Source organism: Streptomyces sp. DF42, assembly GCF_058267695.1.
The window spans coordinates 1,424,660-1,451,615 of sequence record NZ_CM177859.1; the positions used below are offsets into that span (position 1 = coordinate 1,424,660).

1 protein-coding gene is annotated in these 26,956 nt (G+C 69.2%); it reads right to left on the reverse strand.

Annotated features, from left to right (window positions below; translation table 11 throughout):
• The gene (locus ACYUED_RS06530; RefSeq protein ID WP_491291358.1) at positions 1-26,904 is read right to left on the reverse strand and encodes a scabin-related ADP-ribosyltransferase; all 26,904 of its coding nucleotides are present in this window, start codon (positions 26,902-26,904) and stop codon (positions 1-3) included.
• Positions 26,905-26,956: the final 52 nt, after the last annotated feature.

The following is a 26,956-nucleotide window of genomic DNA, read 5'->3' on the forward strand; positions in this document are numbered from 1 at the left end:
CTACCCGGGCAGCAGACCGCCCCCCTCCCGGCCGCCCCCCTCCCGGCCGGACAGCAGGGCCCACTCCTCCCGCACCTCCACCGGGAAGAGCTCCGAATGCCTACGCAGCAACTCCGCAAGGTCCTCGCGACGGAGCGTATTGCGCAGAGGACGCCACGCGTCGGGCGCCAGAAGCCAAGTAGCCGCGGCCGCCTCTGAACACGGCAGCCCTCTCACATGCTCGAGCTGCACATGAGTGTCAAGCACGGCCGCAGAGTCGAGCAGCTCATCGAGTCTCCGGGACGGCACCGTACCATCCGCGACATCACGCCGATGCCCCGTCCCCTCCCCCGAACCTGACACTGCCTCACCACCGCCCGACTCACCCCCAGCACCGCCGGAACCGACCCCACGCACCGCATCCCCCCCGGCCAACTCCCCAGCCGGAGCACCTTCCGCAACAGCAGACGGCACAAGACCGACCGACCCCGACCCACTGACGACAGATACCGGCGCCGACTGCTCGAACGCGCCCTCCCCCTCCGGCCCGACCGGTGACACCGCGGCCGTCTCGGACGCGGACCCAATGCCCTCCAGGTACGACAACTGCGACTCATCCCAGCCGCCCTCGGAACCCTCCCCGGACACGCCGGACGCGTCGGACCGGGACGGGGACTGCTGCGCGGAGTCCGCCTCATGGAACCGCCCCATCCGCTCTCCTGTGACAAGCGCCTGTTCCAGGAAGGGGCGATCCGTCTCGTGCACCATCTCGTCCACCCGGGGGTGGCCCACCGGGGGTTCCTCTGCGGGCTGTGGCTGCTGGACGGCCGCAGTCTCGCCCTCTTGGGACGCCACGGCCGGGGAGAACCGCCTCGGCAGGGAACGGCCGACGCCCGGCGACCAACGCTCATCGGCCGCCGGCTCGATCCGGGCGGAGACGTCGTCCTGCCCCGTGCCGGCGGACTCGGACCCGGCAACCTGCCCGGATCCGGTGTCCCGCGCACGCGACGCACCACGCACGGGGGCGGAGCTTCCCGCTTCCTCCGGCTCCGCCACAGGCCGGCGTTCAATGTCGTAGTCCACCGCGGGTGCCAGATCCCCGGTTTCTTCCTCGGATTCCCGGTCCTCCACCGTGGAGCCGGTTTCCATGGGATCCCGCACCATCGGCTCGTCCACGGGGGGCGGCGTCGGCTCAGCGGCCGCGGGGGCTTGTGGCCCGCCCCGCGCAGGCACTGCCTCCGCCGTCGAGCCCGCGCGCTCCGCCCCGGATCGGGCATCGCCGACGGCCACCCGGTAATCGACTGCAGGCGCCGTATCCGGGTCGGCCCACTCCATGGCCTCGTCCGCGGGCTCAGCGGATGCGGACTCCGAGCTTGTCAAGGGCAGTTGCTCGTGGAACCCGTCGACCCCGTTGGCGGTGACGTCTACCCCGGTAGGGTCCGTGTTGTAGGACGATTCTGGCGATCCGTTGGATCCTTCCGGGTCGTCGCCTGCGTCCGCGGCAACGGACCTCCCCGCTCCGAGGCCCGGGGGGATCAACCCTTGGAAGTAGTTCCTCACGGACCTCAGCAAGCCCGCGAACCAGGAAAGAGCCGCCCCGCCCCAGGAACGGACCGTGTCCCAGATGGTCCGGAGCGAACCCAGCATGCTCGCCAGCAGTTCCTGTACTCGTCCAGCATCGACCTCCTGGAGTTGCCCTTCAGCCCATTCGATGCTTTGCGTGTCCGGGTTCCACTGGCCGGTACGGTTTTCAATCGTGTCGAAGACGCTGAGGACGGCTTCCGGAGCGATGGAGCCGAGGAAGACAACCTCTTGTTCCTTGGGCCGGGGGTGGACCCATGTGTCCGGGATGAGGCCGGCCCGCTGCTGCCTGCGGAGCGTTTCTCCGACGTCGACACCGACGGATTCGGCGTTCCGCTCCGAGGCGATCTGGTAGAGGTAGCGCGCGCCCTCGCTGGGTGCGGGATGCCGGGTGGTCGAGACGAAAGGCGCGGATCCGCCCTCAATCACCCAGTCCAGCAGACGAGGGGCCTCGTCGGCGCCACCGGACTGGAATCCGTTTCGGAAGACCAACTCCGGAGACTCGCCGGAGGAACGCCACAGCCGTTCGCCGACGATGCCGGATACCACACAGGAGCGATCGTCCGGGTCAAGGAGGGAAAGATTCATAGGGGTCGGAGAGTGGCGATTCCCCGCCAGCCAGACGACGCGCCGGCGCGTCGGATCCCAGAAACCCGTACGATCTCTGTCCCTGTCATAGACACTCACGACAGCCATCGGAGCGATGGCGTTCGTGAAGGTGACCTCCTGCTCGTGCCGAAAAGGCACCACCTGGTGACCGGCGAGGAATCCTCCCATGCGTTCCGCATCGAGGGTGGCATTGAGGTCAACACCTGCAGGGTCAGGATTACGAGACGAATCGATTTCGAAACGATTGCGCCTTCCCCCGAACCATAGGTTGATGTTACGCGTTGTGGAGACGAACGGGGCCTGATCGTTGTACTTCGCATAATGCCACAGGGTTACCGTCCGCTCGGAAGAATAAGCGGAAAATCCGTTCTTGAAGATCTTCTCCGCCGAGATATCGGAGAACCTGAACAGCCGCTCTCCAAACGCCTCGACCACATAATCACGCGGGTCCCAAAGCATGTTGTAGTCCACCGCGGGTGCCAAATCCCCGGCGTCTTCCTCGGATTCCTGGTCCTCCACGATGGGGCCGGTTTCCATGGGATCCCGCACCAGGTGCGCGTCCTCGGCAGGGCGCACCATCGGCTCGTCCACGGGGGGCGGCGCGTCAGCAGCATCCTGCCCGGGGGCCGTCGCGCCGTCCCCGGCTTCGGAGGCGGGCGCCGTCCGCGCGGGCGGGTCGCTGACAGTGTTGTGGTGGAGGTAGGGGGTCAGGACGTCGGCGATCTGCTGGAGGTGGTCGGAGGTGACGACGAAGACCTGCGTTGGGTCGGTGAACGCGCCCATCAGACTGGAATCGCCCTCCGCAACATCCTGCTCGCCACGGCCCCCGGGCGTGAGCAGAACCCGCTGGCCCGCCGCATCGTCACGCGGGTCCGCCGCATCGTCACGCGCACCAAGCCAGTGGAAGAGCTCATGCACATGCGCGGCAGGATGCACACCGGTGAACCAGGTGTTCTGGACCATGGGCCGACCAGGACCCGGCACGCCGTCACGGACCTGGACCACCGCGTCCCGCCCGCCCGGCGAATCGACGAACCGTACGTCCACCCGCAGCAGCGGACCGGGCAACTGCTGGCCCGTGACCTGGTCGACCTCCACCGGCAGCGGGTGGTCCCGCTTATTGACCAGATCTTCCAAAGCTCGCCGCAGATTGCCCCGCAGAGCCGTCATCTGGTCCGCACTCACGCCCTCCGAAACCAGATGGACCCGGGGGATCAGATGAATTGTGTCCTGCGCGGGCGTACCACCGCGATACCACGCCCAGGAATAACCGACCTGGGTCCGCTCCCCGGAAGCCGGCGGCCGACGCACCTCCCACGGTGCGTCGAACTCGACGAGCTCACCGTCGACAACCCGCTCCACCTTACGCATCCCAGGATCAGCGGGGGTGAACTCGAACGCCTGACGGAACGGAATCCAGCGATCGGTACTCACCACACCCGAACCCCACAACTCACCAGAAGCCCACTCGACCGACTCGGTCGCCGGGTTCCGGACCCCCGTACGGAGCCAGTCCACGACGGACTGCCAAATGCGCCCCGCCCAGGCGGCCAGCGTCCCGCGCAGCGCGATGATCTGCTCCCGGAGGCCCCGCACATAGCCGCGCAGGTGATCCCACAAGGAGGGATCCACGTCCGCGAGGACCTGCTTTTGCTCTTCCCGCGCCCCCCCGCCTGCCCGCTCCGAGCCCGACGACTCCTGCCCAACCCCTGACCCTGCAGCCACGCCGGACTCGGACCCGGCGGAACCAGGCGAGTAGAAAGGCGTCGACAGGGAACGTCCGACGCCCGGCGACGGACGCTCATCGGCCGCCGGCTCGATCCGGGCGGAGACGTCGTCCTGCCCCGTGCCGGCGGACTCGGACCCGGCAACCTGCCCGGATCCGGTGTCCTGGGCAGGCGACGCACCACGCTCGGGGGCGGCCCGTCCCGCTTCCTCCGGCTCCACCGCAGGCCGGCGTTCGTCCGGGCCCACCGGGGCGTGGTCCTTGGCGGGCACCACGTCGGCGGACTCGGTCGCGGGCCGCTCACCAGGCGGGGTCAGGGAGGCGGGGACGAGGCCGGAGATCGAATAGACGACCTCGGCAGGTTCCGTGTCGCTGGACGGTTCCGGCGATCCGCTGGATCCTTCAGGGGACCCCCGCAACACTCCCATGGACTCACGCAGATCATACGAAGGCCTCGACGACACACCCGAATCCAACGGCAACGAGAAGTCCGAACCGTGAAGGTCGCTTTGATCCGACTCCCCCTCGAACGACGACGCCCGCGACTCGGTTCCCGACCGCCCCCCGTCGACGGACCCGCCGGACGACGACTCCGACTCAACCCAGTCGCCCTCGGAACCTTCCTCGGACACGCCGGACGCGTCGGACCGCTGCGGGGACTGCTGCACGGAGTCCGCCTCACCGGACTCCAGGTCGACGGTATCCCTTACCCCATGCGGCTGCGTTTCGCCGACGTCCGCCCCGGCAGACATCTCGCCCCCCGGCGCGCTGCTGGCCGAACTGACCAAAGGCATCGGCCCGACCGTTCCCGACGACACCTCGTCATCCGCGAGTGCCTGTGACGTGTCGGCTGCCGTGGGTGCGTCAGCTCTCCACGCCGCTTCGGCGGTGTCGGTTTCCGCGTCCTCACCGAGATCTCCATCGGAATCCCGGCCGACGGCGCCCGGATTGTCCGGCGACTGGAGCTGCCCCGGATACCAGTCGACCTTGCCGGTCACCCGATTCCAATACCCGGTACGGTCCTCGAGACTGTCATAGACGCTGTAGAGGGCCTGCGGATCAATGGAGCCGGTGAAAGTGATCTCTGATTCGTCGTAAGTGTTCCTCAACTTTTCGCGGGGATGTGAGCTCGCCCTCTGCCTCATGAGGGTGTACTCGAGGTGTATGCCCCTGGGCTCGGAGTTCAGCCTGGGGTGGATTTCCCAGCGGTATCGCTTGTTCCGAAACCACAGGTCGAAATTGTCGGTGGTTCCGATGAACTGGGTCCTGGCCGAAGTGGTCATTGCCCAGTACCACAGCTTGGTGCGGCTGGAGGGATCCAGGGCGCGAACGCCGTTCGCGAAGACCCCTTCCGGGTCAGCGTTGCCGAACCGCCACACCCGCTCTGGTTCGACAAGCATCAGGAAGGGGCGATCCGTCTCGTGCACCATCTCGAGCATTGTGCGGTGTCCCGCCGCAGGCGCCACATCGAGCCCCCGCTGGTTGTGGCCGGGCTGCCCGTCCGCCCCGGGGGACATCTCGTCCTTTGGTGCGCTGCTTGCAGTACTGACCAAAGGCATCGGCCCGACCGTTCGCGACGACACCTCGTCGTCCGCCGGTGCCTGTGACGCGTCGGATGCCGTGGGTGCGTCAGCCCGGTCGGCTTCTTCGGACTCCTCACCGGCCCTCTCGCGAGCGAGGTCCGCAGCAGCGTCCCCGGTCCCTGGACCGGCAGCCGGCGCCTCGGCTTCGGAGTCGCCCAGGCGAACCGACTCACCCGGCACATGTCCGCCCTCGCTGCCGTCCCGCCCGGACCGGGCCTCCGGGGCCGCCAATGCAACCGCCTCGGAAGACACAGAAGCGGGTCGGTCGTCCTGCCGCTCCGCCGCGGCATCGGCCGACCGGCCGACGGCGCCCGGATCGCGCCGCGACTGGAGCTGCCCCTGATGCCAGTCGACCGTGCGGGTCACCGGATCCCAATACCCGGTACGGTCCTCGAGACGGTCATAGACGCTGTAGAAGGCCTGCGGACCAAGGGAGCCGGCGAAAGTGACCTCTGATACGTCGTGAGTGATCCTCAACGTCGCGGGGAGATGTGAGCTCGCCTTCTGTTTCAGGATGACCATATTGAGGTTTACGCCCCTGGGCTCGGAGTTCAGCCAGGAGTGGATTTCGCAGCGGTATCGCTTATCGCGGAACCGGTTGAAATTGCGGGTGGTTGCGATGAACTGGGTAGGCCTCGAATTGTCCAATGCATAGAGCCACAGTTGGCTGCGGCTGGAGGGATCCTTGGCGCGAACGCCGTTCGCGAAGACCTCTTCCGGGTCAGCGTCGCTGAACAGCCACACCCGCTCTCCTGCGACAAGCGCCTGTTCCACGAAGGGGCGATCCGTCTCGTGCACCATCTCGTCCACCCGGGGGTAGCCCACCGGGGGCTCCTCTGCGGGCCCTGGCTGCTGGACGGCCGCAGTCTCGCCCTCTTGGGGCGCCACGGCCGGGGAGAACCGTCTCGGCAGGGAACGGCCGACGCCCGGCGACCGACGCTCATCGGCCGTCGGCTCGATCCGGGCGGAGACGTCGTCCTGCCCCGTGCCGGCGGACTCGGCCCCGGCAACCTGCCCGGATCCGGTGTCCCGCGCACGCGACGCGCCACGCACGGGGGCGGCCCGTCCCGCTTCCTCCGACTCCGCCACAGGCCGGCGTTCAATGTCGTAGTCCACCGCGGGTGCCGGATCCCCGGTTTCTTCCTCGGATTCCCGGTCCTCCACCGTGGAGCCGGTTTCCGGGGTAGACGTCACCGCCAACGGGGTCGACGAAAGGACACCCATCGAACCGGCCATCTCCAAGATGGCACGGACGGAGCCCATGAAACGCTCGCCCACGGAAGGCGCCGGCTCTTCCACAGCTGCAGCCGGCTGCCCACCGGCCGTCTCGTTCCGCTCCCAGGACGAGTCAAACGAGGGCCGGATCGACTCATCGGAACCTGGGCGGCTGGACCCATCCTCATCGGCCGGTTCCCCGCGGTAGTCCTGGCCAGCCCGCTCCTCGATCACTTCGGCGCCCACGTCTGCCGTACCCACCGTGGACGACTGTGTCGACGGCCGCTCACCAACCTCAGGGGCGGACCCGGCGCCCTCCTCTGACGCCGCGTGATCCTGGTCCTCGGACTGCCCAGAAGAGCGCTCGGTCACCTCACCGGGCCGAGCAGACCCACCGCTGGTGGCACCGGCGGACGAGGCGACGGGGGAAACCACTTCGGCCGACGCCGACCGGGATGCGTCAGCCGCGGCGCCGGCGCCGTAGAACGCCGTATCCGGCCCCTCAATATCACCGGACTCAGAGCCATCACCCAACGGCAACGAGAAGTCCGAACCGTGAAGGTCGCTTTGATCCGACTCCGCCTCGAACGACGACGCCCGCGACTCGGTTCTCGACCGCCTCCAGGCGGCGCCGGACGACGACTCCGACTCATCCGGGTCGCCCTCGGAACCTTCCTCGGACACGCCGGACGCGTCGGACCGCTGCGGGGACTGCTGCACGGAGTCCGCCTCACCGGACTCCAGGTCGACGGTATCCCTTACCCCATGCGGCTGCGTTTCCCCGACATCCGCCCCGGGGGACATCTCGTCCTTTGGTGCGCTGCTTGCAGTACTGACCAAAGGCATCGGCCCGACCGTTCGCGACGACACCTCGTCGTCCGCCGGTGCCTGTGACGCGTCGGATGCCGTGGGTGCGTCAGCCCGGTCGACTTCTCCGGACTCCTCACCGGCCCTCTCGCGAGCGAGGTCCGCAGCAGCGTCCCCGGTCCCTGGACCGGCAGCCGGCGCCTCGGCTTCGGAGTCGCCCAGGCGAACCGACTCACCCGGCACATGTCCGCCCTCGCTGCCGTCCCGCCCGGACCGGGCCTCCGGGGCCGCCAATGCAACCGCCTCGGAAGACACAGAAGCGGGTCGGTCGTCCTGCCGCTCCGCCGCGGCATCGGCCGACCGGCCGACGGCGCCCGGATCGCGCCGCGACTGGAGCTGCCCCTGATGCCAGTCGACCGTGCGGGTCACCGGATCCCAATACCCGGTACGGTCCTCGAGACGGTCATAGACGCTGTAGAAGGCCTGCGGACCAAGGGAGCCGGCGAAAGTGACCTCTGATACGTCGTGAGTGATCCTCAACGTCGCGGGGAGATGTGAGCTCGCCTTCTGTTTCAGGATGACCATATTGAGGTTTACGCCCCTGGGCTCGGAGTTCAGCCAGGAGTGGATTTCGCAGCGGTATCGCTTATCGCGGAACCGGTTGAAATTGCGGGTGGTTGCGATGAACTGGGTAGGCGCCGAATTGTCCAATGCCCAGAGCCACAGTTGGCTGCGGCTGGAGGGATCCTTGGCGCGAACGCCGTTCGCGAAGACCTCTTCCGGGTCAGCGTCGCTGAACAGCCACACCCGCTCTCCTGCGACAAGCGCCTGTTCCACGAAGGGGCGATCCGTCTCGTGCACCATCTCGTCCACCCGGGGGTAGCCCACCGGGGGCTCCTCTGCGGGCCCTGGCTGCTGGACGGCCGCAGTCTCGCCCTCTTGGGGCGCCACGGCCGGGGACTGGTCGAAGTCCGCTGCCTCGTGCCGCCCGGCCCAGTCTCCGTCCCCAGCCTCGTCCTGCGCCGGTTCCACGAGTTCCGCACGGTGGTCCATGGCCGGGTCCACATCGGCCGCGCGTGACTCGTCGCCGAACAAACCCGCCTTACGAAGATACTCACCGCCGGGCGCCACACGACCGAAGTAGGGAATGAAGACCTCGGCGATCTGCCCGAGATGATCCGACGTCAGGACGATCCGCCTACCCGCGGCCTCACTGGGATCGGCCACCGCACTGTACTCATCCGGGCCGAGCTCCTGCTCGACCCGCCCACCCGGAGTGAGCAGCACCCGCTCCTTGTCGGGCTCGTCGTCCCGCAGACCGTAGCCATGGAGGACTTCGTGGACGGCGCCGGCGGGACCCGCACCGATGTACCAGTTCCTCTGCCGCATCTGGCCCTCGCCCGGCGAGCCGCCATGGAGCTGCACCACGGTGTCCGCCTTCTTGGGGGAGTCGACCCACTCCACCCCCAGCCGCAGCAGCGGATCGAGCTGTCGCCGGCCGGTGACCTGGTCGTGCTGCAGGACGGGAAGCCGGGGGTCACCGCTGTTGCGCACCAGCTCCTCCAACCCCCGCGACACGTCACCTTTAAACGCCGTGACCTGCTCCGCGCCCACGCCCTCCAGCCGCACCACATGCACCCGCCGCGTCAGCTCGATCGTGTCCTGCTCCGGCGTCTCCCCACGAAGCCAGGCCCACGCGTACCCGACCTGGATCCGCTCCCCCGAAGCGTCAGGCTGCCGCACCTCAAACGGTGCGTCGAACTCGACGAACTTACCGTCGAGAAACCGCTCCACCTTAAGCGTCCCAGGACCGGCCGAGGTGAACACGAACGCCTGCGGGCCCACACCACCAGCGGCACCGAACGGACTCCACCGCTCACTCCTCACCTCCCCCGCAGCAAACGGCAGCATGTGCGGGACGTCGAGGTCAGGCCTCGCCGGCTCCGCCTCGCTGGCAGGCTCCGGCAGCAGCTCCGCCAGGTTCGGCAGGGCCCCGTCCCCGGACTCCACACCGGCGCCACTCACCCCCCCGTCCTGGCCGCGGACACCGTCGTCCCGCCCAGATCCGGGCTCTGCCCGGCCACCACCGAACGCCGGCCCCCCCAAGCCATCGACGGCACCGGCGGCCGAAGCGGCCCCATCCACGCCGGACCACTCAGCCTGCGACCCCGCCAACTCCACGCCGGAGTCTTCGACCCCGACCAGCCCATCCGCGACCTCATCGATCTGGTCCGGCTCATCCGGCGATCGCCGCCGGCCGAGAACCCCCGCGGCGCCACCGGCAGCCCCGGACACCGACCTCGGCCCCCCGGCTCCCCCGGCTCCCTCGGCTCCCTCGGCTCCCGCCGGGGCTTCCCCGCGCGCCTCGACCGGCAACCGCCGCCACTCCGCGTCGATACTGTCGGCAAGCACCCCAGGCTCATCCAACAGGAGAGCGCCTCGCCGCAAGCGGGACACCTTCAGCTTGGGGAATTTGAGCAGCTTGTCCACGGCCGCGTCCGACCGCAGCGCATCCGACAGGTCTTCCAGCTGCCTCAGGGTCTTCTGGTAAGCCTTGAGCTTGTCGGGGTGGACCTTTTCGACGGCCACATGGCGGATCCGGTCGATCCATTCCGGGTCCGGGGTCACCCTGACCTTTACCCTGACCTTTACCCCGACCTTTACCCTGCCCCCTGCCCAGTCACGCACCACCGCCGCATCGACGCGCTTCTCTCCGTCGCTGAGCTTCGCGGCCACGGGATCGTACCCGCGACCGCCCAGCTTGCGATGCAGGAGCCTCAGGAGGATCTTGTAGGACGGGATCTCGCTGGCCCGGCCCGCGGCAGCGTCATCCGGTCCGGACCGCACCCTGCCATACCCGCCCACCCGCGCGCTGTTCCCCGGCAGCCCCTTCCAATCCGCGAGGAGCGCCTCGGGGACGAACCCGAACCGCACCTTCGCCTCCTCCACCAGCGCGTACAGCTCGTTGATCTTGCGGGTGGACTTGGATCCGATACCAGCCGTCCTCCACTTCGACACCGACGACTTGTCGACCGTGAATGCATCGCTCACGGCTTTGTCGGTCTTCAGCCGAAGGTCCTTCTTCAGGGAGGCCAGGCGCTCCCGCAGGCGCTCCTTCTGCTCCGCCGGCCCGCTAACCGCGCGGGGCTCGGCGTCGCGGTGCTCGTCGACCGTGGCACGGATCCAGCTGTGCAGGACGTCGAGGTCAGGCCTCGCCGGCTCCGCCTCGCTGGCAGGCTCCGGCTGCAGCTCCACCAGTAGCTCCGCCAGGTTCGGCAGGGCCCCGTCCCCGGACTCCACACCGACGCCACTCACCCCCGCGTCCTGGCCGCGGACACCGTCGTCCCGCCCAGATCCGGGCTCTGCCCGGCCACCACCGAACGCCGGCCCCCCCAAGCCATCGACGGCACCGGCGGCCAAAGCGGCCCCATCAACGCCGGACCACTCAGCCTGCGACCCCGCCAACTCCGCGCCGGAGTCTTCGACCCCGACCAGCCCATGCGCGACCTCATCGATCTGGTCCGGCTCATCCGGCGATCGCCGCCGGCCGAGAACCCCCGCGGCGCCACCGGCAGCCCCGGACACCGACCTCGGCCCCCCGGCTCCCCCGGCTCCCCCGGCTCCCTCGGCTCCCGCCGGGGCTTCCCCGCGCGCCTCGACCGGCAACTGCCGCCACTTCTTGTCGATCTCGCCGGCAAGCACCCCAGGCTCATCCAACAGGTGACGGCCTCGCCGCAAGCGGGACACCTTCAGCTTGGGGAAGCCGAGCAGCTTGTCCGCCTCCACGTCCGACCGCAGCACCTCCGACAGGTCTTCCAGCTGCCTCAGGGTCTTCTGGTAAGCCTTGAGCTTGTCGGGGCCGACGTGTTCGACGGCCACATCGCGGATCCGATCGATCCATTCCGGGGCCGGGGCCTTTACCCTGACCTTTGGCCTGACCTTTGGCCTGACCTCTACCCTGACCCCTGCCCAGTCACGCACCACCGCCGCATCGACGCGCTTCCCTTCAACGGCGCCGAGCCTCGCGGCCACGCGACCGTACCCGCGACCGCCCAGCTTGCGCTGCAGGAGCTTCAGGAGGATCTTGTAGTACGGGATCTCGCTGGCCGGGCCCTCGGCAGCGTCATCCGGTCCGGACCACAGCATGCCACCACCGCCCACCCGCGCACTGTACTTCGACCGCATCTCCGTGAGGAACGCCTTGCGGTCGAACGGCAGCCCCTTCGCCTCCGCCTTCGCCTTCACCATCAGCGCGTGCATCCCGATGATCCGGCTGGCGAACACGTCTCCGATAACAATCTCCCTATTATTCTTCCAGGCCCACACCCTCCCCCTGTGGCGGGCCCCGAGTGCCAGGGACATGGCACTGTCGGACACCTCCAGCTCATACTGCAGGTCGTCCAGGAGCTCCCGCAGGCGCTTCTGCTCCGCCGGCCCGCTAACCGCGCGGGGCTCGGCGTCGCGGTGCTCGTCGACCGCGGCACGGACAGGCATGTGCGGGACGTCGAGGTCAGACCCCGCCGGCTCCGCCTCGCCGGCAGGCTCCGGCTGCAGCTCCACCAGTAGCTCCGCCAGGTTCGGCAGGGCCCCGTCCCCGGACTCCACACCGACGCCACTCACCCCCGCGTCCTGGCCACGGACACCGTCGTCCCCCCCAGATCCGAGCTCTGCCCGGTCACCACCGAACGCCGGCCCCCCCAAGCCACCGACGGCACCGGCGGCCAAAGCGGCCCCAGCCCCATCCACGCCGGACCACTCAGCCTGCGACCCCGCCAACTCCACGCCGGAGTCTTCGACCCCGACCAGCCCATCCGCGAACTCACCGATCAGGTCCGGCTCATCCGGCGATCGCCGCCGCTTGCCGAGACCCCCCCCGGCGCCACCGGCAGCCCCGGACACCGACCTCGGCCCCCCGACTCCCCCGGCCGCGGGCTCCCGGTCCACCGCCCCGTCCTCCGTCCCCGAAGGCGACAAGCCCGACCAGCCCCACCCGTTCGCCCACTCCTCCTCGGCCGTGCCGGACCGCTCGCTGGGCGACACCGCCCGGGGATCCGGGCTGGAAGGCAGCCCGAACTCCGCTGCCGAGAGGTTCACCTCGTGCTCGCCGAACTCCTGCTCGCCGGACCGCTCGCCCTCCGCATCGTCCCGCCGCTGTCTCTTGGCCGGAGGCTGTCCGTCCGTTTCCTCCTCGCCCGCCGAAGCCTCGTCGAACACCCCCTCCGGTCCCACGGACTGGGCGAAGTCCGCTGCCTCGAGCCCCCCGGCCCAGTCTCCGTCCCCGGCCTCGTCCTGCGCCTGTTCCACGAGTTCCGCACGGTGGTCCATGGCCGGGTCCACACCGGCGTCGCGTGACTCGTCGCCGAACAGGGCCGCCTCGGCGTCGCTGCCGCTGTAGTGGGTGGTGTTGTAGAAGAACTCGATCCCCGGGGCGCCCTGCGGGCCGACCGTCGCCACCAGCCGCGCGGACCCCTGACCGCCCGCCCCGCCGATGCGCAGCACGTTCACCTGCCGTCCGAAAGCATGGGCCATCAGCGGCAGGAAGACCTCTCCCTGGTCGCTGGCCCACATGGCGTTCCAGTTCCGCACCGCATGCCGAACGGTCGCGAACTCCTGGTCGTCCAGCGGCGCCGTGCTCTGCGAGTACGCGGTCGCCAGCACATCACGCAGCCCCTCGGGCGAAAGCGTGTCGAGCGCGGGCAGCCCGCCGCGTGCCTGGAGGTAGCCGAACTGCGCCCGGGAACTGAGGGCATCGTCGGACAGGACGAACACGCCGCCCGTGGCGTCGGCCCCGCTCCGCACCGCGACCTCGGCCTCCGCGACACCCCGGGCCTCCTGCGAAGTCATCCCCGTGCCGACGAGCTCCCGGGTGCGGGCCTCGATGTAGTAGGTGCGCAGATCCGCCGGGTTGATCGCCTCCGGGTGGGTGAGGCCGTCGACGCCGAGCCGCCGCGCCTCCGCCATGAGCTGATCGCGGTCCATGCTCTCCAGGCGCCCCCGGTAGTCCTGGACCACGCTCCGCCGGAACTGGCCGACGACCTGCGGGGGCAGACCGCCCCGGCTGCCGGTCAGGTACTTCTCGACCGTGTTCCGCACAGCCTCGATGGTGGCATCCGCCACGCTCCGTTCAGGGACACCGCCACCCGAGACCAACTCCGCCCGCTTGTCCAACTCCCGCCGGACCGCGGTCGGATCGCCCAGCCACGCGTGCGTGACGGAAGCGTCACCGTCCTGCCCTGAGAGCGTATCCAGGACCTGCTGCGGGTCACTCGCCACCAGCGAGTAGATCAAGCAGTAGCCATCAGCCGGAACCCCGAGCAGCCGGCCCCGCGGCCCGCCCAGGCTCGATCGCCGCCCGCCGTCAACGTCACCCCGCACACTCCAGCCGCCGGCCTCCTCCTTCGACCCACGGGCACGGACCTGCCTCCCGGGGGTCGGTCGCTGTGCGGCGTCGACGTCACCCTGCGCGGTCCGGGCGTCGGTCTCCTCCCCATCGGCCGACCCGGTCACCAACCGCCCACCAGACCGCTCCTGCTCCGGCTCACCTGGCCTAGGAGTGCGGCTCGGGCCCGGCCCACGCAGGAAGTTCCGGACAGACTCCACAAAGCGATCGAGCCAGTACCGGGCCGCTGAGGGCCACGAACCGAACGCCTCAACGATCCTCGCCCAGGTAGCCCGGGCATCCTTCACAAAGCGTTCCCACGAGGAAGGGGTATTCCACGTGTCGGAATCTGTATTCCACGTGCCGGGATCCGTCGGGTCGGGTTCGCGGAGCGTGGTGGGCCGGCTGAACGGGTCTGCCAGGTCGAGGGCGTGGTCGATGGCCGCCCGCCCCTGCTCCGGGTCGGTGCCGCCGGGCGGCAGCCAGTCGTCGGCGGCCGGCGCCGCCCCGTCCGGCAGCTGGGCAAAGTGCTGGGCAAAGAACGTGAACTCGCCGACGTCCGGCCGTACGCCCAAGAGTTGCAGCAGGCCGTCCCGGATCTCTTCGATGCTCTCCGGTCCGACCTCGACCACGCGGGGCGCCGCCTGGGAATTCTCGACGCGGACCAACGAGACGCGGACCGGCGGTGCCCCGTCCGCACGCGCGATGCCGCCGTAGGCGCTGGCCACCTCCGCCTGCATGCGTGTCCAGAAGGCATCCAGGTCGGGGTCGGTACCGGGCTCGGTGGCCAGGTGGATCTGGGCCGTGAGGTCAAGGCCCCACTGTCCGTTGGGGAACAGCACGCGCTGGACATCGAAACCGAAGTCCCCCCCGTCGCGGAAGTTCTGCCCCTCGCGGGCGAACGTTACCGGCACGACAGGCGTCTCGCCGATCCACTTCCCCTGGGGCCATCGGCGGTGGGGCTGCACCTGCGTGGGCCGGTACGCGACATGCTCGCCGTCCCGGACCAGGCCCTCGATGCGGATCCCCCTGGCCTCGCCGACCCAGTGATAGGTGCCGTCCTCCAGCAGCCTGAACGTACCCGCGGCGGTGGCCGCGATGTACGCCTGCTCCACGGCGTTCAGCACCTCGTGGGGTGTCCACGCCTTGGGGAACATGGTGTGCTCGGACCCGTCCTGGTGCAGACGCCAGTGGGTCCTGTCTTCTGCCCGCGGGTCCGAGGGGGGCACCGCCGGGTCGAGGAACCTGATGGTGGCCTGCCACGTGCCGTTGTCGTGCCTCTTGCCGCGCTTGATCCGCAGGCCGTGGTTCCTCCGCAAGTCCTTCTCGTGCGCCTGCGCGTGGTAGGCGCCGCTCCGGGTGCGGCGCTCGCCGTACCTGGCCATGTCCTCGACCCGCTGGCCGAAGCCCGGGACCAACACCAGCGCGCTGACCGAACCGTCCGGCTCAGTGGTGACGGCCAGCCTGGTCGACAGATTGATCTCCGTGCTGCCCCCGTCGTCCGGGAACCTCACGGTGAATGTCCCATCCGCGTTCCGGATCGTGCTACCGCCGTCGGGATTGGTCACCATCTGAAGCGGGTTGAGCTTCGCGCTGCGCGTCCTCCCGCCCGGGAACCTCCTCGTCACCGCCCCGTCGGACCCGACGGTCTGACTGATCCCGTTGGGGAACGTCATGGCCAGCAACCTGCCAGGGTTCACGGTCACCGTGCCGCCACTGAGCGTGATGAGCGAGGGCGCCCGGCGGGCCGGCGAGGGCGCCCGGCGGGCCGGTGGGCCCAACAACACCGCGCTGGGCGGACGGTTCGGCTCAGTGGCGACGGCCATCCTGGTCGACGGATCGATCTCCATGCTGCCCCCGTCGTCCGGGAACCTCACGGTGAATGTCCCATCCGCGTTCCGGATCGTCGTACTGCGGTCCGCATTGGCTATCTTCTTACCCGGGGCGAGAAAGTCACTGCTCGTCATCCCGTCCGGGGACGTCGTCACCACCCTCCCGCCGGGATAGAAGATCCGGCTGCTCCCGCCGCCGAACCTCATGGTCAGCGACCTGTCAGGGTTCAAGGTGATCGTGCCGTCAGTAGGCGTGGGGAGGAAGTTCTCCCAGCGTTCCGGTGGGAGCAACAACAGCTCGCTGGGCGGACGGTTCGGCTGAATGATGCTGACCAGCCAGGTCGACGGATCGATCTCCATGCTGCCCCCGTCGTCCGGGAACCTCATGGTGAATGTCCCATCCGGGTTCAGGATCGTCGTACTGCCGTCCGGATAGGCCACCTCCGTACCCGGGCTGACCATGCGCTCCGGCCCGTAGGGGAATGTCACCCACCCGTGGGACCCGAAGGTCTGACTGCTCCCGTTTTTGAACGTCGTGGTCAGCAACCTGTCAAACAAGGTCACCGTGCTGCCAGTGGGCGCGCGGAGCGAGGTCTCCCGGCGGGCCGGTAGGGGCAGCGGCGCGTAGTCGGGGGCTTTCAGACCGGACTGGTCGTCGGAAGGCCGGAATCCCGTGATCGAGCCGTCGGGGCTCAGCTCCCCTGTAAACCGCACCCCGGCGTACACGCCCTCCCAGGTGGAGTAGCCGGGCTTCCCCCTGACCGGGCGGACCTTGCCGTTGCGCAGGGCATCCAGGTACGCCTGCTCACCGTTGTAGACGGCGTCGTCCTCGTCCCAGTGGTCGGGGAGCATCATCTGAATCTGATCCCGCCTCGCGGGCACCGCCAGGTCGCCCGCGACGTGTCGCACCCGGTCGTTCAGCGCCGGCCGCGGGGTCAGGCCGTCGGCCGTGACGTACTCGGCGGGGTACGTCCCGTTGGCGTTGTTCGGCCCCCGCCGTTCCGGCCGCAGGCGATCCGACATCCCCCGGGGCGCCAGGTGCCCACCGACCCCCCTGCGGGGATCCCCGTACAGCGCGGCCTCCCGGACGTCCAGGGGGATGTGGGGGCGGGTCGGCAGCCCATCCGCTCGGGGCTGGAGCGTTTCATCGGTGGAGAAGACCAGCTCGCCGTCGACCCCGAGGCGGGCGGTGCCCAGGGCGCCCTCGGCGTCCGCTCCGATCCGGCGCAGATGGCGGGGTTTGAGCCGCCACTGGCCCGGGACGCTGTCCGGGTCGTAGCTGCGATGGTCGTAGTCCACATCCGGGCGCCCCCTACCGTCCACGGCTCTGGGGCCGCCCATCAAAGAAGCGCCCAGATAGACCGCGCGCAAGCCGAAGTCGACGCCCTCGCGGTACTCGTCATCCAGACCCAACAGGTGCCCCACCTCGTGGGCCAACACTTCGGGCTCAAGGGCGAGGTCGAGCGACCAGTTCTCGTGGTCCTCCCGCTCGGACTTGGCGTGCAGATTGACGTCGTGGTGGCGAGGGGCTTTGGGATCTGACACGAATTCCAGGTCGACCCGGAGCAGGTCCCCGTTGGGAAGCCGGTAGCCACGGTTGTACCACTTGTGGACAGCTTCCTGGGCGCGTTCCTTCAGCTGATCCACCTCATCCGAGGTGATGGGATAGTCGTCTTTGGGATGCTTGACGTCGAGGAATATGCGGACCACCACGCGGGTCTCGAACTCGCCGTTCTGCAACCGGTGCCGCTGCGCCTCGAAGCGCCTGATCAACAGCGGGTCGCCGTAGGCCGCCCTGTATTCCGACCAAGCCTTCAAGCCCATCCGGACCGCCTTCTCCGGCTCCATCCCCAGCGGCTTCTTCAGCGGCTCCACCTCGCCGAACAGGGCCGCCTCGGCGTCGCTGCCGCTGTAGTGGGTGGTGTTGTAGAAGAACTCGATCCCCAGGGCGCCCTGCGGGCCGACCGTCTCCACCAGCCGCGCGGACCCCTGGCCGCCCGCCCCGCCGATGCGCAGCACGTTCACCTGCCGTCCGAAAGCGTGGGCCATCAGCGGCAGGAAGACCTCTCCCTGGTCGCTGGCCCACATGGCGTTCCAGTTCCGCACCGCGTGCCGAACGGTCGCGAACTCCTGGTCGTCCAGCGGCGCCGTGCTCTGCGAGTACGCGGTCGCCAGCACATCACGCAGCCCTTCGGGCGAAAGCGTGTCGAGCGCGGGCAGCCCGCCGCGTGCCTGGAGGTAGCCGAACTGCCCCCGGGAACTGAGGGCATCGTCGGACAGGACGAACACGCCGCCCGTGGCGTCGGCCCCGCTCCGCACCGCGACCTCGGCCTCCGCGACACCCCGGGCCTCCTGCGAAGTCATCCCCGTGCCGACGAGCTCCCGGGTGCGGGCCTCGATGTAGTAGGTGCGCAGATCCGCCGGGTTGATCGCCTCCGGGTGGGTGAGGCCGTCGACGCCGAGCCGCCGCGCCTCCGCCATGAGCTGATCGCGGTCCATGCTCTCCAGGCGCCCCCGGTAGTCCTGGACCACGCTCCGCCGGAACTGGCCGACGACCTGCGGGGGCAGACCGCCCCGGCTGCCGGTCAGGTACTTCTCGACCGTGTTCCGCACAGCCTCGATGGTGGCATCCGCCACGCTCCGTTCAGGGACACCGCCACCCGAGACCAACTCCGCCCGCTTGTCCAACTCCCGCCGGACCGCGGTCGGATCGCCCAGCCACGCGTGCGTGACGGAAGCGTCACCGTCCTGCCCTGAGAGCGTATCCAGGACCTGCTGCGGGTCACTCGCCACCAGCGAGTAGATCAGGCAGTAGCCATCGGCCGGAACCCCGAGCAGCCGGCCCCGCGGCCCGCCCAGGCTCGATCGCTGCCCGCCGTCAACGTCACCCCGCACACTCCAGCCGCCGGCCTCCTCCTCATCGGCGGCAGTCGGAACCTGGCTGGAGTCCCCGCCGGAGACCGACTCGAGCAAGTCCACCTCTCCCGGGTGGAACCCTCCTTCACGGGGATCCTCGATGGGTTCCAGAGTGGACTCCGACTCAAATGACACCTGCCTGGGCGCCGTGTCGTGGTTCACCGCAGGCGCCACGCCGGACACGGGCGGCACGACCGGCGGCTCGGAGTGTCCCGGGTCGGCGTCCTGGTGCCGCGCCTGCGTTTGGCCGTCCGACCCCAGGTCGCCGGGGTCGGACGGCCGGTTGTGCCCGGCCTCGTCCTGCGCCTGTTCCGCGGGTTCCGCACGGTGGTCCATGGCCGGGTCCACATCGGCCGCGCGTGACTCGTCGCCGAACAAACCCGCCTTACGAAGATACTCACCGCCGGGCGCCACACGACCGAAGTAGGGAGTGAGGACATCGGCGATCTGCCGGAGATGATCGGACGTCACGACGACGACCCGCTGCTCACCCTCGGCGACCGGACGGGGATCGTCCATCACACTGGACTCACCCTCACCGAGCACCTGCTCGGCCCGCCCACCCGGAGTGAGCAGCACCCGATCGTCGGACTCGTCGTCCAGCGGACCGTAGCCATGGAGGAGTTCGTGGACGGCGCCGGCGGGACCCGCACCGATGTACCAGTTCCTCTGCCGCATCTGGCCCTCGCCCGGCGAGCCGCCATGGAGCTGCACCACGGTGTCCGCCTTCTTGGGGGAGTCGACCCACTCCACCCCCAGCCGCAGCAGCGGATCGAGCTGTCGCCGGCCGGTGACCTGGTCGTGCTGCAGGACGGGAAGCCGGGGGTCACCGCTGTTGCGCACCAGCTCCTCCAACCCCCGCGACACGTCACCTTTAAACGCCGTGACCTGCTCCTCGCCCACGCCCTCCAGCCGCACCACATGCACCCGCCGCGTCAGCTCGATCGTGTCCTGCTCCGGCGTCTCCCCACGAAGCCAGGCCCACGCGTACCCGACCTGGATCCGCTCCCCCGAAGCGTCAGGCTGCCGCACCTCAAACGGTGCGTCGAACTCGACGAACTGACCGTCGAGAAACCGCTCCACCTTACGCGTCCCAGGACCGGCCGAGGTGAACACGAACGCCTCCTGCGACCCCACACCACCGCCACCGTACGGACTCCACCGCTCACTCCTCACCTCCCCCGCAGCAAACGGCACACCCGGCAACCCGCCGGACCGCTCAGCCGGCGACCCCGCCCGCTCCACGCCGGAGTCCCCTATGGACCCCAGCTCGGCCCAGTTCACCTCACTCAAGAACTCGCCGATCAGGTTCGGCTCATCCGGCCCCGGCTCGCTGGCAGGCTCCGCGGGCAGCTCCACCGGGTGCGGCACGGGCCCGTCCCCGGACTCCACACCGACGTCGACAAACCGGGTGCCGTCCGCGGCGGGATCGACCACCGCGCTCCCCGACAACGACCCGTCCGCGCCGAGGTCTGCCTGGATGGAGACCCGATCGGAGTCAGTTGGCTCCGTATCGGAGTCCGACTCCAACAACGAATCCAGGTAGGCCGAGCCTTCCCCGGTGGGTTCCATATCGGAGTCCGACTCCAACAACGAATCCAGGTAGGCCGAGCCTTCCCCGGTGGGTTCCATGTCGGAGTCCGACTCCAACAACGAATCCAGGTAGGCCGAGCCTTCCCCGGTGGGTTCCGTAACGGCGTCCGGATCGGCACCCGGCACGCCCTCCCGCCGCTGCCGCTTACCCCCCTGCTCTACTGCCGGAAGCTGTGTCTCCTGCGGCAGCGGCCGCTTTCCCCTGGAGTCCCGATCGGAGTCCGACTCGAGCAAGAAGTCCAACTCGCCCGGGTAAAACCCTCCTTCACGGGGATCCTGGATGGGCTCCAGAAGGGGGACCGGCTCAGGCTGCGCCTCCCCGGCCACCATGCCCGCCCCCCTGACCGTCTCGCTCCGGGCGCTGCCACCGGTGCCGATCGGCGCGGTATCGCCGGACCCGGCGCCGGCCTCCACGCCCCCGGGGCCGGTGGCCTCCGGCCTGACCTCGTCGAATAGCGCGTCGAGGCCCAAGTCGGGGAGATCCTCATCCGACGGCGCAACCTCCTCCATCTCCACATCCGACCCGCCCGCGCCGAGGTCTTCCCGGCTGGGTGCCCAATCGGAGCCCGGCGCGGACCAGAAGTCCAACTGGTCCGCGAACGGTACGTCGAGGCCTTCCCCGCTGGAGTCCCACTCGGCCCGGTCCGATGCCTCCGGGTCCAAGGCGGCGCCGCCGGCAGTGCCGGACACCGACCTCGGCCCCCCGGCTCCCCCGGCTCCCCCGGCTCCCCCGGCTCCCTCGGCTCCCTCGGCTCCCGCCGGGGCTTCCCCGCGCGCCTCGACCGGCAACCGCCGCCACTCCGCGTCGATCCAATCCGCATGCCCCTCATCCACCAGGTGAGTGCCTCGCCCCCCCCAGCTGCTCACCTCCGCCTCGGTGACGCCGCCCAGCGTGGCCACCCGCTCTTGCCCATGCGCACGCGTCAGGGCTTCCAGCTGCCTCAGGGTCTTCTGGTAAGCCTCGAGCCCGTCGGAGCCGACCCTTTCGACGGCCACAGCCCGGATCCGGCTGATCTGTTCCAGGTTCGGGGTCACCCGGCGATTTAGCCCGACCCTTGTCCAGCTATGCACCAACGCCGCAGCGACGGGCTCCCCTCCGCCGCTGAGCCTCGCGGCCACGCGATCGTAATCGCGATCGCCCAGCTTGCGCTTTATGAGCATCAGGAGGGTCTTGGGGAGCAGGCTCTCGCTGGCCGGGCCCTCGGCAGCGTCATCCGGTCCGGGGCCCACCGGCGCACTGTTCTTCGGCGGCTTCTGCCACTCCGCGAGGAGCGCCTTGGGGTCGAACCCAGGCCGCCCCTTCGCCTCCTCCACCAGCTCGTACAGCTCGTTGATCCGGCGGGCGAACTCGGATCCGATATCAGCCCCCTTCCTCCACTTCCTCACCGTCGACGGGTCGACCGTGAGTGCATCGCGCACGGCTATGTCGGTCTTCAGCCGCAGATCCTTCCTCAGGGAGGCCAGGCGCTCCCGCAGGCGCTCCTGCTCCTCCGGCCCGCTAACCGCGCGGGGCCCGGCGTCGCGGGGCTCGGCGACCGCGTCACGGATCAGCTCGTGCGGGACGTCGAGGTCCGGCATCGCCAGCTCCGCCTCGCTGGCAGGCTCCGCCAGGTTCGGCACAGCCCCGTCCCCGGACTCCACACCGGCGTCGACAAACCGGGTGCCGTCCGCGGCGGGATCGGCCACCGCGCTCCCCGACAACGACCCGTCCGCGCCGAGGTCTGCCTGGATGGAGACCCGATCGGAGTCAGTTGGCTCCGTATCGGAGTCCGACTCCAACAACGAATCCAGGTAGGCCGAGCCTTCCCCGGTGGGTTCCATATCGGAGTCCGACTCCAACAACGAATCCAGGTAGGCCGAGCCTTCCCCGGTGGGTTCCGTAACGGAGTCCGGATCGGCACCCGGCACGCCCAGCCGCCGCTGCCGCTTACCCCCCTGCTCTACTGCCGGAAGCTGTGTCTCCTGCGCCAGCGGCCGCTTTCCCCTGGAGTCCAGATCGGAGTCCGACTCGAGCAAGAAGTCCAACTCGCCCGGGTAAAACCCTCCTTCACGGGGATCCTGGATGGGCTCCAGAAGGGGGACCGGCTCAGGCTGCGCCTCCCCGGCCACCATGCCCGCCCCCCTGACCGTCTCGCTCCGGGCGCTGCCACCGGTGCCGATCGGCGCGGTATCGCCGGACCCGGCGCCGGCCTCCACGCCCCCGGGGCCGGTGGCCTCCGGCCTGACCTCGTCGAATAGCGCGTCGAGGCCCAAGTCGGGGAGATCCTCATCCGACGGCGCAACCTCCTCCATCTCCACATCCGACCCGCCCGCGCCGAGGTCTTCCCGGCTGGGTGCCCAATCGGAGCCCGGCGCGAACCAGAAGTCCAACTGGTCCGCGAACGGTACGTCGAGGCCTTCCCCGCTGGAGTCCCACTCGGCCCGGTCCAATGCCTCCGGGTCCAAGGCCGCGCCGCCGGCAGTGCCGGACACCGACCTCGGCCCCCCGGCTCCCCCGGCTCCCGCCGGGGCGAGCGGCGCCCGGGCCCGGCCATCACCCTGCGTGTCACCCGTCAAGACATGGGCGGCGCCTCCGGGCGGGACATAGTGCTCGAAGAACACCCTCTCGAGCTCGACGGCGACCCCGCGCGGCAGCTTCTCACCGTCGCGGTAGCTGCTCACCTCACCCGGGTCGGCCCCGATCTCGCTGCCCACCCGCTGATCCGACCACCCCAGCTCGTTCCCCAGGTGTCTCAGCATGGCCCGGAGGACTGCCGCATCGACCAGGGCGGCGTTGTGCCTTTTCGCTTCACGGATCGCGCCCGATAGGTAGTCGCTCACCGCCTGGCGCGAGACACGGACATCCTTGGCCACGGCCTTGTTCGACCCCAGAACGTCCTTCAGGAATTGCATCTTTTTCTGCAGGGTCCAGGTATGCGGGACATAGTGCTCGAGGAACACCCTCTCGAGCTCGACGGCGACCCCGCGCGGCAGCTTCTCACCGTCGCGGTAGCTGCTCACCTCACCCGGGTCGGCCCCGATCTCGCTGCCCACCCGCTGATCCGACCACCCCAGCTCGTTCCCCAGGTGTCTCAGCATGGCCCGGAGCAATGCCGCATCGACCCGGGCGGCGGTGCTCGTTCTCAGTTCACGGATCACGCCCGATCGGTAGTAGCTCACCGCCTGTTCCGTGACAACGACATCCTTGGCCACGGCCCGGTTCGACCCCAGAACGTCCTTCAGGAATTGCATCTTTTTCTGCAGGGTCCAGGTATCCAGAATGCCGCGATCGCTGCCGATGACCGCGGCGGGGGCCGCCGGGGCGAACGGCACCTGGCTGGAGTCCCCGCCGGAGACCGACTCGAGCAAGTCCACCTCTCCCGGGTGGAACCCTCCTTCACGGGGATCCTCGATGGGTTCCAGAGTGGACTCCGACTCAAATGACACCTGCCTGGGCGCCGTGTCGTGGTTCACCGCAGGCGCCACGCCGGACACGGGCGGCACGACCGGCGGCTCGGAGTGTCCCGGGTCGGCGTCCTGGCGCCGCGCCTGCGTTTGGCCGTCCGACCCCAGGGCGCCGGGGTCGGACGGCCGGTTGTGCCCGGCCTCGTCCTGCGCCTGTTCCGCGGGTTCCGCACGGTGGTCCATGGCCGGGTCCACATCGGCCGCGCGTGACTCGTCGCCGAACAAACCCGCCTTCCGAAGATACTCACCGCCGGGCGCCACACGACCGAAGTAGGGAGTGAGGACATCGGCGATCTGCCGGAGATGATCGGACGTCACGACGACGACCCGCTGCTCACCCTCGGCGACCGGACGGGGATCGTCCATCACACTGGACTCACCCTCACCGAGCACCTGCTCGGCCCGCCCACCCGGAGTGAGCAGCACCCGATCGTCGGACTCGTCGTCCAGCGGACCGTAGCCATGGAGGAGTTCGTGGACGGCGCCGGCGGGACCCGCACCGATGTACCAGTTCCTCTGCCGCATCTGGCCCTCGCCCGGCGAGCCGCCATGGAGCTGCACCACGGTGTCCGCCTTCTTGGGGGAGTCGACCCACTCCACCCCCAGCCGCAGCAGCGGATCGAGCTGTCGCCGGCCGGTGACCTGGTCGTGCTGCAGGACGGGAAGCCGGGGGTCACCGCTGTTGCGCACCAGCTCCTCCAACCCCCGCGACACGTCACCTTTAAACGCCGTGACCTGCTCCGCGCCCACGCCCTCCAGCCGCACCACATGCACCCGCCGCGTCAGCTCGATCGTGTCCTGCTCCGGCGTCTCCCCACGATGCAAGGCCCACGCGTACCCGACCTGGACCCGCTCCCCCGAAGCGTCAGGCTGCCGCACCTCAAACGGTGCGTCGAACTCGACGAACTGACCGTCGAGAAACCGCTCCACCTTACGCATCCCAGGAACGGCCGAGGTGAACACGAACGCCTGCGGGCCCACACCACCAGCAGCACCGAACGGACTCCACCGCTCACTCCTCACCTCCCCCGCAGCAAACGGCACACCCGGCAACCGCCCACCCGCACTCCCCGGGCCCCCAGGCACCACCGCAGAATCCACCGCAGATTCCACAACCGCGGGCGCGACCGCAGCAACCTCGCCCCGGACCGACCGACCGGAAGAATCAACAGGCACGGAAGAATCAGCAGGCACGGAAGAATCAGCAGGCACGGCAGTCCCACCACCGGCCCCCGAACCATCAAGCCGCACCCCAGACCGGCCCCCACCACCGACACCCACAGACCCCGCCCCGCCCGCGGACCGCTCCACCCCACCCACAGAGCCGGAAACCGCCCCCGCGGACGTCACAAAACCCACCGGGGCCCCCGCCACCGCCCCCGCAAGACCCACCGCCGACTCACCGACAACCACACCATCACCGTCGTACACACGGCCCACACCCACAGCCGCATCCCCAGAAGCGGCCCCCACCAGCCCCGACACCGACACAGGACCAACCGCCGGCGCAGCCTGCGAAACGACCGCACCAGAGCGCGGCACCTCAGCCCCGACCACACCGGCACCAGACACCGCAGCCCCCGCAACAGGCCCAGCAGCCGGAACCGGAAGACCCCCAACAGCCGTCACCGGAAGACCCTCAACAGCCGTTACCGGAAGCCCCCCGGCGGCCGGAACCCCCACCACACCCGCGGCAACACCGTCACCCGCACCCTCAGCCCCCACCACACCAGGGCCCACTCCGTCAACAACGCCCTCACCCCGCCCGGCAACAGCACGCGCCTGCCCACCACCGGCACCCGCCACACCACTCGCCGAACCCACACCAGCCACACCAGCCACACCCGACAAACCGTCACCGCCACCAGAACGCGATGCCGCCCCCTCAACAGACCCCGTAACAGCCCCCCGCACACCGGACCCGCCCACCACAGGAACCGGGAAAGCAGCACCATCGATCCGCTGCTCCAAAACCTCGCCCGGACCGACTCCCGCCTCAGCACCCCCCACGCCCGAAACACCCACGGACACAGTCCCCGTCAGCGACTCCGAACCGGCCCCACCATCACCAACCCCGCCATCGTGGACACCACCCACGACACCACCAGCCGCACCACGGCCGTCCTGCCCCTCCGCGATGTCCGGGCCCGGCTCGGTGTTCATCACACCATCCATGACAGGCGGGGTCTTGACCACGAAATTACTGTTGATCCACGTACCCGACGCCACCGCACCCGAGTGCAGCCCATGCGAACTCACACCACTGAGAGACGCGCCGGTGAACGTCGACCAGGAAGTCGACCACCCACCATAGAAAAGCCCATTCCCCACGAACTCCGCCAACGCCTCCGAACCGCCCTCAGCAAGAGAACTGCTCGCCACTCCCGGATGCGCATGCGCATGCGCATGCGCATGCCCCTCCAACCCCACACCATCCCCACCACCAGGCAACCGGTTGACACCCGCCGCCTCCGCCCTGGTAGCGGTCTTCGCAACCACATCACCGGCGAAATCCTTCACCGGTGCCGCACGCCTGAAAGCCTTCTTCGCCGCGTCAGTGGCACCCTGCAACACACCAGCCAAAGGCAAGTGGACAGCCCCCATGATCGCGCCGACCAGCCCGTCCTGCGCGATCTGCTTCCAGTCGAAACCCTTCGGACTGAACGCGCCAGACGTGAAAGCGATCACGCCCAGACGCACCGCGAACGTCTCGAAAGCCTCCTCGAACGCCTCACTCACCGTCGGCAGCGCATGCCGCTCAAGCGCAGCCATAATCACCAAGATCGCCGCACGACTACGGGCCCTCGCCACAGCCGCCCGACCCAAAGCCGCCCCACCACTGAACATGGACAACGCAAAAGCAACAGCCAACTCGACCAGAAGCCGGATCACCTCAGCAATGATCTGCCACTTGGACTCCAGGATCTGATACGAAGCCCTCACCCGGTCATCGGCAATCCCGTCCAGATCCGCCGCGAACTGCCTCAGGAAACCAGCCCCCCCGCCGTCCACGAACGTACCCATCGCACGGACATAATCCCGCCCGACCTGAGCCGGCAACGACCTCGCAGCACCCGCAACAGACTGCTCGATGAGATCGGACAACTCCTCCAGATTCCTCGCCAACCGCCGGTACGGCGCATGACTGGCACCAGCCAGATCCTCATTCGCCTGCAACAAACGCTCACCGATGAGAACGAAAAGCATGTTGTTCATCGCCGGAGAGGCGTGGATGGCCATAAAAAAGTCAACCTCTTCGTATTCATTTCGCGGGTTTTCAAATTTTGTGGTG